At 71.7% G+C, this 13,320-nt stretch carries 9 protein-coding genes; 2 read left to right on the plus strand and 7 right to left on the minus strand.

The genetic code is table 11. The features are described 5' to 3' along the window. Positions 1 to 10 precede the first annotated feature (10 nt). Positions 11 to 922 (minus strand): LLM class flavin-dependent oxidoreductase, encoded by a 912-nt coding sequence (locus ACFVUH_RS04440; RefSeq protein WP_387911135.1) that lies wholly within the window; start codon positions 920 to 922, stop codon positions 11 to 13. Between the two features lie 90 nt (positions 923 to 1,012). Continuing rightward, entirely contained in the window at positions 1,013 to 1,468 is a 456-nt protein-coding gene (locus ACFVUH_RS04445) for a MarR family winged helix-turn-helix transcriptional regulator (RefSeq protein ID WP_387911136.1), read from the minus strand. A gap of 75 nt (positions 1,469 to 1,543) precedes the next feature. On the opposite strand from ACFVUH_RS04445, the gene ACFVUH_RS04450 reads away from it, so the two are divergent. Then, positions 1,544 to 2,113 (plus strand): Uma2 family endonuclease, encoded by a 570-nt coding sequence (locus ACFVUH_RS04450; RefSeq protein ID WP_387911138.1) that lies wholly within the window; start codon positions 1,544 to 1,546, stop codon positions 2,111 to 2,113. Here ACFVUH_RS04450 and ACFVUH_RS04455 read toward each other — a convergent pair. The 3 genes from ACFVUH_RS04455 to ACFVUH_RS04465 form a co-directional block, all read right to left on the minus strand. After that, a complete protein-coding gene (locus tag ACFVUH_RS04455; RefSeq protein ID WP_355361589.1) occupies positions 2,110 to 2,964 on the minus strand; it encodes an SAM-dependent methyltransferase in 855 nt (284 codons plus the stop codon). The genes ACFVUH_RS04450 and ACFVUH_RS04455 overlap by 4 nt on opposite strands. A gap of 154 nt (positions 2,965 to 3,118) precedes the next feature. Beyond that, entirely contained in the window at positions 3,119 to 4,576 is a 1,458-nt protein-coding gene (locus tag ACFVUH_RS04460) for an aldehyde dehydrogenase family protein (protein ID WP_355361591.1), read from the minus strand. Positions 4,577 to 4,664: 88 nt separating this feature from the next. Continuing rightward, positions 4,665 to 5,531, minus strand: coding sequence for a helix-turn-helix transcriptional regulator (locus ACFVUH_RS04465; protein ID WP_355361593.1), 867 nt, complete (start codon positions 5,529 to 5,531; stop codon positions 4,665 to 4,667). Positions 5,532 to 5,833: 302 nt separating this feature from the next. Here ACFVUH_RS04465 and ACFVUH_RS04470 point away from each other — a divergent pair, with 302 nt between their 5' ends. Next, the gene (locus tag ACFVUH_RS04470; RefSeq protein ID WP_387911140.1) at positions 5,834 to 6,724 is read left to right on the plus strand and encodes a hypothetical protein; all 891 of its coding nucleotides are present in this window, start codon (positions 5,834 to 5,836) and stop codon (positions 6,722 to 6,724) included. Between the two features lie 144 nt (positions 6,725 to 6,868). Here the strand turns inward: ACFVUH_RS04470 and ACFVUH_RS04475 are convergent, their stop codons facing one another. Together ACFVUH_RS04475 and gltB are read right to left on the minus strand one after the other, a co-directional pair. Continuing rightward, on the minus strand, positions 6,869 to 8,329 hold the full coding sequence (locus ACFVUH_RS04475; protein WP_355361597.1) for a glutamate synthase subunit beta: 1,461 nt from the start codon (positions 8,327 to 8,329) through the stop codon (positions 6,869 to 6,871). After that, entirely contained in the window at positions 8,322 to 12,923 is a 4,602-nt protein-coding gene (gene gltB / locus ACFVUH_RS04480) for a glutamate synthase large subunit (protein ID WP_387911335.1), read from the minus strand. Before gltB ends, ACFVUH_RS04475 begins: the two co-directional genes overlap by 8 nt. Between the last annotated feature and the right edge of the window lie 397 nt (positions 12,924 to 13,320).

Raw genomic sequence — 13,320 nt, forward strand, 5'->3', positions numbered from 1 at the left:
GCGCCCGCCGCTACCCCTCGGCGACGGCCTCGCGGACCGCCGGGGCGATCTCGTTCGCCCAGCGGCCGAGGGTCAGCGGGTCCGGCGAGCCGTGGTCGGCGGCGAAGAGGGTGAAGCCGGACGCCCCGTGCTCCAGCACCGCGCCGGTCAGCTCGGCCACCCACTGCTCCACCGAGCCGCCGAGCCAGGTCCGTTCGCCGTTCCGGGTCGCCGCCAGCGGGCGGTCGGTGATCCGGCCCGGGAGGTTGTAGACGGTGCGGATCTCGCGCGGGTCGCGCCCGACGGCGGCGGCCGCCTCGTCGACGACCGGCCGCGAGCTGCGGTAGCGCTCGCTGAGCCAGTCCGCGGCGTGACCGGGGATCCAGCCGTCGGCGACCCGGCCGGTGACGGCCAGCGACTTGCGGCCGTTGGAGCCCGTCCACACCGGCGGCGCGGCCACCGGCGCGGGCTCGATCCGCCGCACGCGGTAGTGCCGGCCCTCGTGGGTGACCGGCTCGCCGCCGCCCGACAGCCGCTTGACCAGCAGGATCGCCTCCTCGAAGGCCTCCACCGCCTCTCCCGGGGTGAGCCGCTCCACCCCCAGGTCGGCGATCCGGTCCCAGAGCCCGCCGGCGCCCATGCCCAGCACCACCCGCCCGCCGGAGAGCGCGGACAGCGAGGTGACCGCCCGGGCCAGCAGCGGCGCGGGCCGGCTCGGCAGGTTGGTGACATTGGCGAAGCCGCTGATCCGCTCGGTGCGCCCGAGCAGGAACCCGAGCGCGGCGTAGGCGTCCACCCGCCCGCCGAGGTAGGGGTGGTCGGACAGCGAGAAGTGGTCCAGCCCGTCCCGGTCGGCCTGCTGGACGACGCTCAGCAGCTGACCGGTGTCGGCGAGGTCACCCGGCGCGCCGAATCCGAAGACGACGCTCTTGCTACGACTCATGTTTCTCTTGCCCCCAAAGCAGAAAAGAGCTGCAGTTCGCATCACGAACCTATTGGTTCGCGGCACGAACTGCAACCCCCATCCAGGGGATCAGCCTGGCTCCCCGAAGACCGGCGGCGCCTCGTTGTCCAGCACGACCCGCCCGAGCAGCCCGGCCAGCACCTCCCGCTCCGCCGCGGAGAGCCCGGCCGGCAGCCCGTCGATCCGCCGACAGGTCTCCGCGTGGAACCGCTCCGCCAGCACCGCCCCCTCCGCCGTCAGCGCGACCCGCACCGCCCGCGCGTCCGCCTCACAACTCTCCCGTCGCACGAGCCCGTTGCGCTCACTGCGGTCGACCAGCCCGGTCAGGCTCGACTTGGCCAGCCGCAGCAGCCCGCCGAGCTCCCCCATCACGTACGACCGCCCCATCAGCACGCACAGCAACTGCCCCTGCTGCGGAGTCAGCCCGTGCTCGCGCGCCGCCTCGGCGTACACCGCGTCCACCAGGAACGCCGCCCGCACCAGTGCCCCGACAACCCCGATCCCACCATCCGCACTCTTGTCCACCCGCCCAGCCTAACAGTCGTAATTCGCGACACGAACTACCACTTCGACGGTCGGCGCCAGGTGAGAGGATGGCCCATGACCGGATTCCGGATCCCCGAACGGCATGCGCAGTTGCCGGCCTACGCCCAGAGCCTCACCCCGCCGTCAGGCTGGAAGGTCGAGGTGTCGGGCGACCAGATCATCATGACGGCGAGCCCATCGGTGATCCACCAGCGCAACCTGATGATCGTCCGAGAGCAGTTCGATGCCCACCGCCCGGCCGACCTGATGCCCAGCGAGAACACCGACCTCATCTCTCCGACCACCGGAAAGCTCCGGAACCCGGACCTGACCTACATCCCGCTCGACACCGTCGAGCGTGGCGGCAGCCAGGTGCCCGCCGAGCTGGCCGCGATCGCGGTCGAGATCGTCTCCCCCTCCAACCCGGAGAACGACCTGGTCGGCAAGGTCCGCGACTACCCGCAGATGGCGATCCCGCTCTACCTGGCGATCGACCCGCGCGAGGGCACGCTCACCCTCCACTCCGAACCCGGCGGCGGCACCTACCACCGGCGGTGGACCGGGACGTTCGGGGACGGCGTGCCGGTCCCGGAGCCGTTCGCCTTCGAGCTCGCCACCGCCGAACTGCTCCGGTACCCCCGCTAGGGCTTCTCGGCGACGGCGGCCCAGATGGCCACCTGGGAGTCGGTCGGCTGCTCGGGGGTGTCGGGGCGCCAGAGGGGGGCGGTGACCAGGCCGGGCTCGGTGAGGTCGAGGCCCTCGAAGAAGCGCAGCACCTGCTCGCGGGTGCGCATGGTCAGCTGGGCGGAGGCGTTGCGGTAGACGGCGGGGCCGCGGCCGGCGTCGGCGGTCGGAGTGAAGTCCAGGGTGCCGTGCGAGAGGACGAGACGGCTGCCGGACGGCAGGGCGTCCACCAGGGTGCGCACGATGCCGTACGGGTCGTCCTGCTCGTCGATGAAGTGCAGGACGGCGACGAGCAGCAGCGCCACCGGCTCACCGGAGTCCAGCGCCCGCCGGACCTCGGGGAGGGCCAGGATCGCGGCCGGATCGCGCAGGTCGGCCTGGACCACCGAGGTGCTCTCCGGGGTGGTGCCGCTCAGCAGGGCGCGGCCGTGCACCAGCACGATCGGGTCGTTGTCGAGGTAGACCACCCGGGCGTCCGGCCGCACCTGCTGGGCGACCTCGTGGGTGTTCCCGGCGCTGGGGATGCCGGTGCCGATGTCGACGAAGTGCCGGATGCCCTCACCGGCGAGGTGGCGCACCGCGCGGCCGAGGAAGGCCCGGTTGGCCAGCGCGCTGATCCGCACCATCGGGCTGATGCCGAGCACCCGTTCCGCGGCCTCGCGGTCGGCCGGGAAGTTGTCCTTGCCGCCGATGTAGTAGTCGTACATCCGGGCGGGGTGCGGGATCTCGGGGCGCAGGTCGGCGGGCGGCCGTACCTCGTCGCCCTCGTCACCGACGAGCCACTCCCGGCCGATCTCCTGAAACTCGGTCACCCCTGCCACCCCTTAGGTCCGTTCCGATCACACACGGTCGAACTCAGTCCCCACTGGTCCCCATGCGATCCGACAGGCGCAGCATAGGGCAGCCCCGGCCGGCAAGCGGAACCCGGCCGTCCCCGCCGGAGCCGGGGGACGGCCGGACCCCGGGTCAGAACGGGAAGCGGCTGCGCCCGTGCTGGATCGAGATCCACTTCACGGTGGTGAACGCGTCGACCGTGGACTCGCCGTTCAGCCGGCCCACGCCCGAGCTCTTCTCGCCGCCGAAGGGCACCACCGGCTCGTCCGCGATGGTCCCGTCGTTGACGTGGATCATGCCGGTCTCGATCCGCTGCGCGACCCGCACGCCGCGCTCCACGTCGGCCGTGTGCACCGCGCCGCTGAGGCCGAACGGCGTGTCGTTGGCGATCCGCACCGCCTCGTCCTCGCCGTCGAACGGCACGACCAGCACGACCGGCCCGAACAGCTCGCGCCGCAGGATCGGCGCGTCGGCCGGCAGGTCGCCGAGCACCACGGGCTCCATCAGGCTGCCGGTGGTGGTGCCGCGCAGCAGCGCGGTGGCACCGGCGGCGACCGCCTGGTCGACCTGCGCGGTGAGGGCGTCGGCCTGGACGGGGTTGATCAGCGGGCCGATGTGGGTGGCCGGGTCCCGGGGGTCGCCGACCTTGAGGGTGGCGACCTTGGCGACGAACTTGCGGGTGAACTCCTCGGCCACGGCGCGGTCGACCAGCACGCGGTTGGCGGCCATGCAGACCTGCCCCTGGTGCACGAAGCGGCTGAACACGGCCGCGTCCACCGCGTAGTCGACGTCGGCGTCGTCCAGCACGATCAGCGCGCTGTTGCCGCCCAGCTCCAGGACGGTCCGCTTGAAGTGCGAGGCGGCGACGGTGGCGACGTGCCGGCCGACCTTGTCGGAGCCGGTGAAGGAGATCACCTTGGGGATCGGGTGCTCGATGAACGCGTCGCCGATCTCGGCGATGTCGGTGATCACGACGTTCAGCAGGCCGGCCGGCAGGCCCGCCTCCTCGAAGATCTTGGCGATCAGGGTGCCGCCGACCACCGGGGTCTCCTGGTGCGGCTTGAGCACCACGCCGTTGCCGAGCGCCAGCGCCGGGGCGACCGCCTTCATCGACAGGAACAGCGGGAAGTTGAACGGGCTGATCACCCCGACGACGCCGACCGGCAGCCGGTAGAGCCGGTTCTCCTTGCCGTCCACCGGGGAGGGCAGCAGCCGGCCCTCGGCGCGCAGCGACAGCTGCATCGCCTCGCGCAGCATGTCCTTGGTGAGCGAGAGTTCGAACCAGGCCTTGACGGCGGTGCCGCCGAGCTCGGCCATGATGTCCCGGGTGATCTCCTGCTCGCGGTCCTCCAGGATCCGCAGCGCGCGCTCGAAGACCAGCCGGCGGGCGTAGGGGTTGGTGGCCGCCCACTCCTTCTGCGCCAGCGCCGCGGCCCGGTAGGCCTGGTCGACCTCCTCGACGGTGGCGACGGTGATGGCGGCGATCTTCTCACCGGTGAAGGGGTCGACGTCGACGATGTCCCAGGAGCCGCTGCCCTCGCGCCACTCACCGTCGATGAACTGCAGCGCCAACTCGGAAAGGTACGACATCTGATCCCTCTCATGCCTACGGGAACGCACGAACATCGTTCGCGGTCGTTCGCGATCAGATCTGATCGGGGCTCATCGTACTTATCCGTCAGAGCTCTTGGCGTACCGAGCGAAGAAGTTCTCGTGTCCGCTCGGGAGAGAGACTGTCCGCCACCAGACCGTCCATCGCCCCCGCGTACTCGGCGACCTCCGCCGGCTTGTCCAGGTACAGCGCGGTGGTGAACTGCTCCAGGTACACGATGTCCGGCAGCTCCTGCTCGTCGAAGGCCAGCACCGAGAACGCCCCGCCCTCCGCGCGCAGCCCGCCGAAGCCCAGCGGCATCACCTGGAACTCGACGTTCGGCAGTTCGGTCAGCTCCAGCAGCCGGTCGACCTGCGCCCGCATCAGCTCCGGCCCGCCCCAGGGCCGGCGCAGCACGGCCTCGTCCAGCACCGCGACCAGCCGCGGCGCCCGCTCGGCGCTCAGCACCTCCTGGCGCTTGAGCCGCACCTCCACCCGCCGCTCGATCTCGGCCGGCTCGGTGACGTGCCCGCCGTGGGTGATCACGGCCCGGGCGTAGTCGGCGGTCTGCAGCAGCCCGTGGACGAACTGCACCTCGTAGCTGCGGATCTCGGTGGCGGCCTCCTCCAGGCCCAGGTAGTTCTGGAACCAGCCCGGCAGCACGTCCCCGTACCCGTGCCACCAGGACGTCGCGTTGGCCGCCCGCACCAGCCCCAGCACCGAGGCCCGCTCCGGCTCCGCGTCGACCCCGTACAGCGTCAGCAGGTCGGCGACGTCGCGCTCCTTGAAGCCGACCCGGCCGAGTTCCATCCGGCTGATCTTCGACTCGGAGGCCCGGATCGAGTACCCGGCCTCCTCCCGGCTGACGCCCCGGGCCTCCCGGAGCCTTCGCAGCTGCGACCCCAGCAGCAGACGCCGCACGGTGGCACCACCACCCGCCTGAGTCGCACCCATCGCCTCAACCCTCCGCACCTCGGCAGCCCCCCGGCCGTCGGCCGCAGTCTTCCATCAGGGACCGACAAACAACAGTCCTCGGAACACCCTCGACGGAGCCGTCGACCGCCGCCGTGACCGCCCGGACGACCACCGTCCGGATACGCGCGGTAGCCGACTCGTAGCTCCCCGGAACGCACTCTAGTCCCCCGCCGTCGCCATGCACATCCCCAGCCCCCCGGAGTGCCCCCGGGAGCCGCAACTCGGCCGGAATCGACAACCGTTGACGCAACCCGACCGCGCCGCCGTGCGTCCCCGACCATGTGCTGAGACGACTTCGCACCGCCGCGCTCCCGATCATCGCGCTCGCCGTGCTCACCGTGCTCGCCGTACCCGGTGACACCGCCCCCGCCCCGGAGCAGAGCGACGTCCCGGTCCCCGGTGGGGCCCTGGAACGGGCCCGCCAGGTGGCGCAGGCCTGGCCCGGATCCGCGATGGGCCAGAGCTGGTACAGCGGCTACTTCCCGCAGCGGGAGGGTCAGTTCTGGCTGCCGAAGGACTTCTCCCGGAACGACGGCGCGTTCGCGGCCTTCCTCGGCGGCCGGATCGCTCTGGAGGCCGGGCTCCCGCCGGCCTCCGGCGCCGGGACGGTCTCCTTCGCGGACGGGACGTCCACCGCCCTGCCGCTGACCGACCCCCGCGCCGCCTACGGGGAACTCGTCCGTTACCGCGACAACCCCTGCACCAGGGAACCCTGCGACACCCGGCTCACCGTCACCGCCGTCCGGCCCGGGACCCGGCCCCAGCTGACCAGCCGCGGAACCGCGACGGTCCCGGTCTGGGAGTTCCGGTTCGCCGGCCTCGACGAGCCCTACGCCGTCGCCGCCGTGGAGGTGGAGTCGGCACAGAAGTCCGCCCGCTACACCGTGCCGGACGAGGACCTCCCCACGGGGATCGCGGACGTCCTCCTCGCGTTCCACGACGAGAAGGGGCTGGAGGGCGTGATGTACCCCCACGACTGCGCCGACGCGCTCCCGGGCGCTGTGTACGAGACCGCCGACGTCCTGGTCCTGATCGGCCGCACCACCGGCCGCCCGACCGACTGCGAACCGAACGGCGCCGGACGGAGCGCCCTGTTCCGGTTCACCCGGCCCCTGGGCGACCGCGTGGTCCTCAACCTCGCCGGCCGCCCCGTCTACTTCCCCGAGGACTGACCCGCCCCCGGGAACGCGAAAGGCGCCTGCCCCCAAACTGGTCGGGGATGTGGGCAGGCGCCAGGGACCGCGGTGGCCCGGCGACGCTGACGGGGTGCGGCTCGGTACGACCCGGCAGTGCGGCGCCGGGCTACCTGGACCGGATCAGACCACCAGCGGGCGGTCCGTCGGCCGGATCGGGGCGGGCAGCGGGGTCTTGCCGCCCAGGTAGGTGTCGACCGCCGCGGCGGCCGAACGGCCCTCCGCGATGGCCCAGACGATCAGGGACTGGCCTCGTCCCGCGTCACCGCAGACGTAGACGCCATCGACATTGGTGGCGAAGCGGCCGTCCCGGGCCACATTACCGCGTGCGTCGAGGTCGACGCCCAGCTGCTCGACCAGACCGTTCTTCACGTCCGTCCCGGTGAAGCCCATCGCCAGGGTGACCAGCTGCGCCGGGACGGCCCGCTCGGTGCCCGGCACCTGCTCGAACCGCCCGTCCTTGAACTCCACCTCGACGAGGTGCAGCTGCTGGACGTTGCCCTCCTCGTCGCCGCTGAAGTGGGTGGTGGAGACGGAGTAGATCCGCTCGCCGCCCTCCTCGTGCGCCGAGGTCACCTTGTAGGTCATCGGCATGGTCGGCCACGGCTGGTGGGCCGGCCGGTCCTCGCCGGGCCGCGGCATGATCTCCAGCTGGGTGACGGAGGCCGCCCCCTGCCGGTGCGCGGTGCCGACACAGTCCGCGCCGGTGTCGCCGCCGCCGATCACCACGACGTGCTTGCCCTTGGCGCTGATCGGCGACTCCACGAAGTCGCCCTCCTGCACCTTGTTGGCCAGCGGCAGGTACTCCATGGCCTGGTGGACGCCCTTGAGCTCGCGCCCGGGCACCGGCAGGTCGCGGGCGGTGGTGGCGCCGGCGGCGACGACCACCGCGTCGAAGCGCTCGCGCAGCTGCTGCCCGGTGATGTCCTCGCCCACGTGCACGCCGGTGCGGAACCGGGTGCCCTCCGCGCGCATCTGCTCGATGCGGCGGTTGATGTGGCGCTTCTCCATCTTGAACTCGGGGATGCCGTACCGCAGCAGACCGCCGATCCGGTCGGCCCGCTCGTACACCACCACGGTGTGCCCGGCCCGGGTGAGCTGCTGGGCGGCGGCCAGCCCGGCCGGCCCGGAGCCGACCACGGCGACCGTCTTGCCGGACAGCCGCTCCGGCACCTGCGGGGTGACCCCGCCGCGGTCCCAGGCCTTGTCGATGATGGTGACCTCGACGTTCTTGATGGTCACCGCGTCCTGGTTGATGCCGAGCACGCAGGCCGACTCGCAGGGCGCCGGGCAGAGCCGCCCGGTGAACTCCGGGAAGTTGTTGGTCGCGTGCAGCCGCTCGATCGCGCCCTTCCAGTCGTCCCGGTAGGCGAGGTCGTTCCACTCGGGGACGAGGTTCCCGAGCGGGCACCCGTTGTGGCAGAACGGGATGCCGCAGTCCATGCAGCGCCCGGCCTGCTTGGTGATGATCGGGAGCAGGCTGCGCTCGACGTAGACCTCGTTCCAGTCGCGCAGGCGCACGTCCACCGGACGCCGCTCGGCCAGCTGCTTGGGCGTGGTCAGGAAGCCCTTGGGGTCAGCCACGTGCCGCCTCCATCATCTTGCGAGTGGTCTCGGCCTCGGAGAGGCCATCGCGCTCAGCGGCGTCCTTGGCGGCGAGCACTGCCTTGTAGTCGGTCGGCATGATCGTGGAGAAGCGGGAGACCCCGCTGCCCCAGTCCGCCAGGAGCTCGGCCGCCACGGTGGAGCCGGTCTCCTCGTAGTGCTGCTGCACGGTCTCGCGCAGCCATTCGCGGGCGGCGGCGTCGGGGGCCTCGATGCCCACCATGCCGCTGTTGACGCATCCCGGGCGCAGGTCCAGCACGTAGGCGATGCCGCCGGACATGCCGGCCGCCAGGTTGCGCCCGGTCTCGCCGAGGACGACGACCCGGCCGCCGGTCATGTACTCCAGGCCGTGGTCGCCCACGCCCTCGACCACCAGGGTGGCCCCGGAGTTGCGGACGGCGAACCGCTCGCCGGCCTTGCCGCGCAGGTGGATCCGGCCGCCGGTGGCGCCGTAGCCGATGGTGTTGCCGGCGATGACGTGGTTCTGCGCGTCGTTGCCGATCGCCGCCGCGTCGCGGGCCGGGCGGACCACGATCACGCCGCCGGACAGGCCCTTGCCGACGTAGTCGTTGGCGTCGCCCTCCAGGCGCAGCGTGATGCCGCGCGGCACGAAGGCGCCGAAGGACTGGCCGGCCGAGCCGGTGAAGGTGACGTCGATGGTCCCCTCCGGCAGGCCCTCGCCGCGGTACCGCTTGGTCACCTGGTGGCCGAGCATGGTGCCGACGGTCCGGTTGACGTTGCGGATCGGCAGCTGGATGCGGACGGCGTCACCGTTCTCCAGGGCGTCCTGGGCCAGGTCGATCAGCTGGTTGTCCAGGGCCTTGTCCAGCGCGTGGTCCTGCGTGGTGGTGCGGTGCAGGGCCGCGCCCTCGGGCAGCTCGGGCACGTGGAACAGCGGGGCGAGGTCGAGCCCGGCGGCCTTCCAGTGGTCGACCGCGGCCTCGGCGTCGATGTGCTCGGCGTGGCCGACGGCCTCCTCGATCGAGCGGAAGCCCAGCGAGGCCAGGAGCTCCCGGACCTCCTCGGCGATGAACTCGAAGAAGTTGACCACGAACTCCGGCTTGCCGGAGAACCGCTCGCGCAGCACCGGGTTCTGGGTGGCGACGCCGACCGGGCAGGTGTCCAGGTGGCAGACGCGCATCATGATGCAGCCGGAGACTACCAGCGGGGCGGTCGCGAAGCCGAACTCCTCGGCGCCCAGCAGGGCGGCGATGACGACGTCGCGGCCGGTCTTCAGCTGGCCGTCGGTCTGCACCACGATCCGGTCGCGCAGGCCGTTGAGCAGCAGGGTCTGCTGGGTCTCGGCGAGGCCGAGCTCCCAGGGGCCGCCCGCGTGCTTGAGCGAGGTGAGCGGCGAGGCGCCGGTGCCGCCGTCGTGGCCGGAGACCAGCACGACGTCCGCGTGCGCCTTGGAGACGCCGGCCGCGACCGTGCCGACGCCGACCTCGGAGACCAGCTTCACGTGGATGCGGGCCTCGGGGTTGGCGTTCTTGAGGTCGTGGATCAGCTGCGCCAGGTCCTCGATCGAGTAGATGTCGTGGTGCGGCGGCGGCGAGATCAGGCCGACACCCGGGGTGGAGTGCCGGGTCCTGGCGACCCACGGGTACACCTTGTGGCCGGGCAGCTGGCCGCCCTCGCCGGGCTTGGCGCCCTGGGCCATCTTGATCTGGATGTCGTCCGCGTTGACCAGGTACTCGGAGGTGACGCCGAACCGGCCGGAGGCGACCTGCTTGATCGCCGAGCGGCGCTCCGGGTCGTACAGGCGGTCCGGGTCCTCGCCGCCCTCACCGGTGTTGGACTTGCCGCCGAGGCGGTTCATCGCGATCGCCAGGGTCTCGTGCGCCTCGAGGGAGATCGAGCCGTACGACATGGCGCCGGTGGAGAAGCGCTTGACGATCTCGGAGACCGGCTCGACCTCCTCGACGGGCACCGGGGTGCGGCCGAGCGCGTCGAGCTTGAACAGGCCGCGCAGCGTCATCAGCCGCTCGGACTGCTCGTTCACCCGGTCCGTGTACTGCTTGAAGACGTCGTAGCGCCGGTTGCGGGTGGAGTGCTGCAGCCGGAAGACGGTGTCCGGGTCGAACAGGTGGGGCTCGCCCTCGCGGCGCCACTGGTACTCCCCGCCGATCTCCAGCGCGCGGTGCGCGGCCGGGATGCCGGAGGCCGGGTAGGCCTTGGCGTGCCGGGCGGCGGTCTCCTTCGCGATCTCGTCCAGGCCGATGCCGCCGAGCTTGGTGGTGGTGCCGGCGAAGTAGGCGTCCACCAGCTCCCGGGAGAGGCCGATGGCCTCGAAGACCTGCGCGCCGCGGTAGGAGGCGACGGTGGAGATGCCCATCTTGGACATCACCTTGAGCACGCCCTTGCCGAGCGCCTTGATCAGGTTCCTGATCGCCTTCTCGGGCTCGATCGCGGTCAGGAAGGTGCCCTGGGCGACGAGGTCCTCGACCGACTCCATGGCCAGGTACGGGTTGACCGCGCCGGCGCCGTAGCCGATCAGCAGCGCGACGTGGTGCACCTCGCGGACGTCACCGGCCTCGACCAGCAGCGACACCCGGGTGCGCTGCTTGGTGCGGATGAGGTGGTGGTGGATCGCCGAGGTGAGCAGCAGCGAGGGGATCGGGGCGTGCTCGGCGTCCGAGTGCCGGTCGGAGAGCACGATGATCCGGGTGCCGTCGGCGATCGCCGCGTCGGCCTCGGCGGCGATCGCGGCGAGCCGGGCGGCCAGCGCCTCGCCGCCGCCGGCGACCTTGTACAGGCCGGACAGCGTGACGGCCTTGAGGCCGGGCTGGTCGCCGTCCGCGTTGACGTGGACCAGCTTGGCCAGCTCGTCGTTGTCGATCACCGGGAAGGTGATGCCGACGGAGCGGCAGGCGGCGGCCTCGGCGGCCAGCAGGTTGCCCTCGGGGCCGAGGTTGGACAGCAGCGAGGTGACCAGTTCCTCGCGGATCGCGTCCAGCGGCGGGTTGGTGACCTGGGCGAACAGCTGCACGAAGTAGTCGAACAGCAGTCGCGGCTTCTCGCTCAGCGCGGCGATCGGCGAGTCGGTGCCCATCGAGCCGAGCGCCTCGGCGCCGGTCTTGGCCATCGGCGCCAGGATGACCCGCAGCTCCTCCTCGGTGTAGCCGAAGGTCTGCTGGCGGCGGGTGACCGAGGCGTGGGTGTGCGCGATGTGCTCGCGCTCGGGGAGCTTGGCGAGCTGGATCTGCCCGGCCTCCACCCACTCCTCGTAGGGGTGCTCGGCGGCCAGCGCCGACTTGATCTCCTCGTCCTCGACGATGCGGTGCTCCGCGGTGTCGACGAGGAACATCCGGCCGGGCTGCAGCCGGCCCTTCTTGACCACCCGGGTCTGCTCGATGTCGAGCACGCCGACCTCGGAGGAGAGGACGACCAGGCCGTCCTCGGTGATCCAGTAGCGGGCCGGGCGCAGGCCGTTGCGGTCCAGCACGGCACCGATCTGCGTGCCGTCGGTGAAGGTGACGCAGGCCGGGCCGTCCCAGGGCTCCATCAGGTTGGAGTGGTACCGGTAGAACGCGCGGCGGGACGGGTCCATCGTGGCGTGGTTCTCCCACGCCTCCGGGATCATCATCAGCACGGCGTGCGGCAGCGAGCGGCCGCCGAGGTGGAGCAGCTCCAGGACCTCGTCGAAGGAGGCCGAGTCGGAGTGGTCGGGGGTGCAGATCGGGAAGATCCGCTCCAGCCCCTGCCCGTTGCGGTTGGCGGGGATGAGGTCGGTGGCGAGCTGGGACTCCCGGGCGGTCATCCAGTTCCGGTTGCCCTTGACCGTGTTGATCTCGCCGTTGTGCGCGACGAACCGGTACGGGTGGGCGAGCGGCCAGCTCGGGAAGGTGTTGGTGGAGAAGCGCGAGTGCACCAGACCGAGCGCGGAGGCGTAGAGCCGGTCCGACAGGTCGGGGAAGAAGGGCTCCAGCTGGCCGGTGGTCAGCATGCCCTTGTAGACGATGGTGCGCGCGGAGAGCGAGGGGAAGTAGACCCCGGCCTCGCGCTCGGAGCGCTTGCGGACCACGAAGGCGACCCGGTCCAGCGCCAGGCCGGCCTTGCCCTCGCCGGCCAGGAAGAGCTGGCGGAAGCGCGGCATGACGCCGCGGGCGGTGGCGCCCAGCAGGTCGGGGGTGACCGGGACGTCGCGCCAGCCGAGGACGGTCAGGCCCTCCTCGTCCGCGATCGCCTCGATCCGGGCGACGGCGGCGGCGTCCTCGTCGTCGGCGTCGGGCAGGAAGGCGATGCCCACCGCGTAGCCGCCGGCCGCCGGGAGGTCGAAGGCCACCTGGGCGCGCAGGAAGGCGTCCGGGATCTGGGTGAGGATGCCCGCGCCGTCACCGGAGTCCGGCTCGGCGCCGGTGGCGCCGCGGTGCTCCAGGTTGCGCAGGACGGTCAGCGCCTGCTCGACGACGGTGTGGTCGGCGGTGCCGGTCAGCGTGGCGACGAATCCGACGCCGCAGGCGTCGTGCTCGTTTCGCGGGTCGTACAGGCCCTGAGCAGCAGGTCGCGCATCCGGAACGAGCGCGTACGGCGGGCGGGCGGCGCCGGCCTGGGGCTCGTTGGCGGAGTGCATGGATGCAGACAGCATCGGCTCTCCCGTCGTCGTCTTTCGAAATTGGTGCAGTAGGGACGACGCTGGCCCTGATGCGATGGAGGCACGCACGTTACATGATGCCGAAGACCCCGGGAAGCGGAAAAAAGCGTCCACATCGCGGACGGATCCGCAGGTCACGGGGGTGATGAGGGAACGTGCCACACCGCACGTCCCGACGATTGTGCCCGGCGCTCCACGGGCTGAAACAGGGGCCACATCCCTCGGCCACCGAAGTCGATCAATGCGGCCTGCGATTCCAGCTCGGAAATCGATCCGTGGATGCGATTCCTCGGCAAATGGGCCCACATGGCGAGACAAGGACAGGTCCGGCCGGGCGACCGTGTGTGCAACCTCACCCGTTCGGGCGCATAACAAT

The organism is Kitasatospora sp. NPDC058032, assembly GCF_042885845.1.
In the GTDB taxonomy this organism is placed as follows: domain Bacteria; phylum Actinomycetota; class Actinomycetes; order Streptomycetales; family Streptomycetaceae; genus Kitasatospora.

What these genes read in the sequence shown, in the direction of transcription:
- ACFVUH_RS04440 (WP_387911135.1), bottom strand. Translation starts at nt 922, where the DNA reads ATGAGTCGTAGCAAGAGCGTCGTCTTCGGATTCGGCGCGCCGGGTGAC.
- ACFVUH_RS04450 (WP_387911138.1), top strand. Translation starts at nt 1,544, where the DNA reads ATGACCGGATTCCGGATCCCCGAACGGCATGCGCAGTTGCCGGCCTAC.
- ACFVUH_RS04460 (WP_355361591.1), bottom strand. Translation starts at nt 4,576, where the DNA reads ATGTCGTACCTTTCCGAGTTGGCGCTGCAGTTCATCGACGGTGAGTGG.
- ACFVUH_RS04465 (WP_355361593.1), bottom strand. Translation starts at nt 5,531, where the DNA reads ATGGGTGCGACTCAGGCGGGTGGTGGTGCCACCGTGCGGCGTCTGCTG.
- gltB (WP_387911335.1), bottom strand. Translation starts at nt 12,923, where the DNA reads ATGCACTCCGCCAACGAGCCCCAGGCCGGCGCCGCCCGCCCGCCGTAC.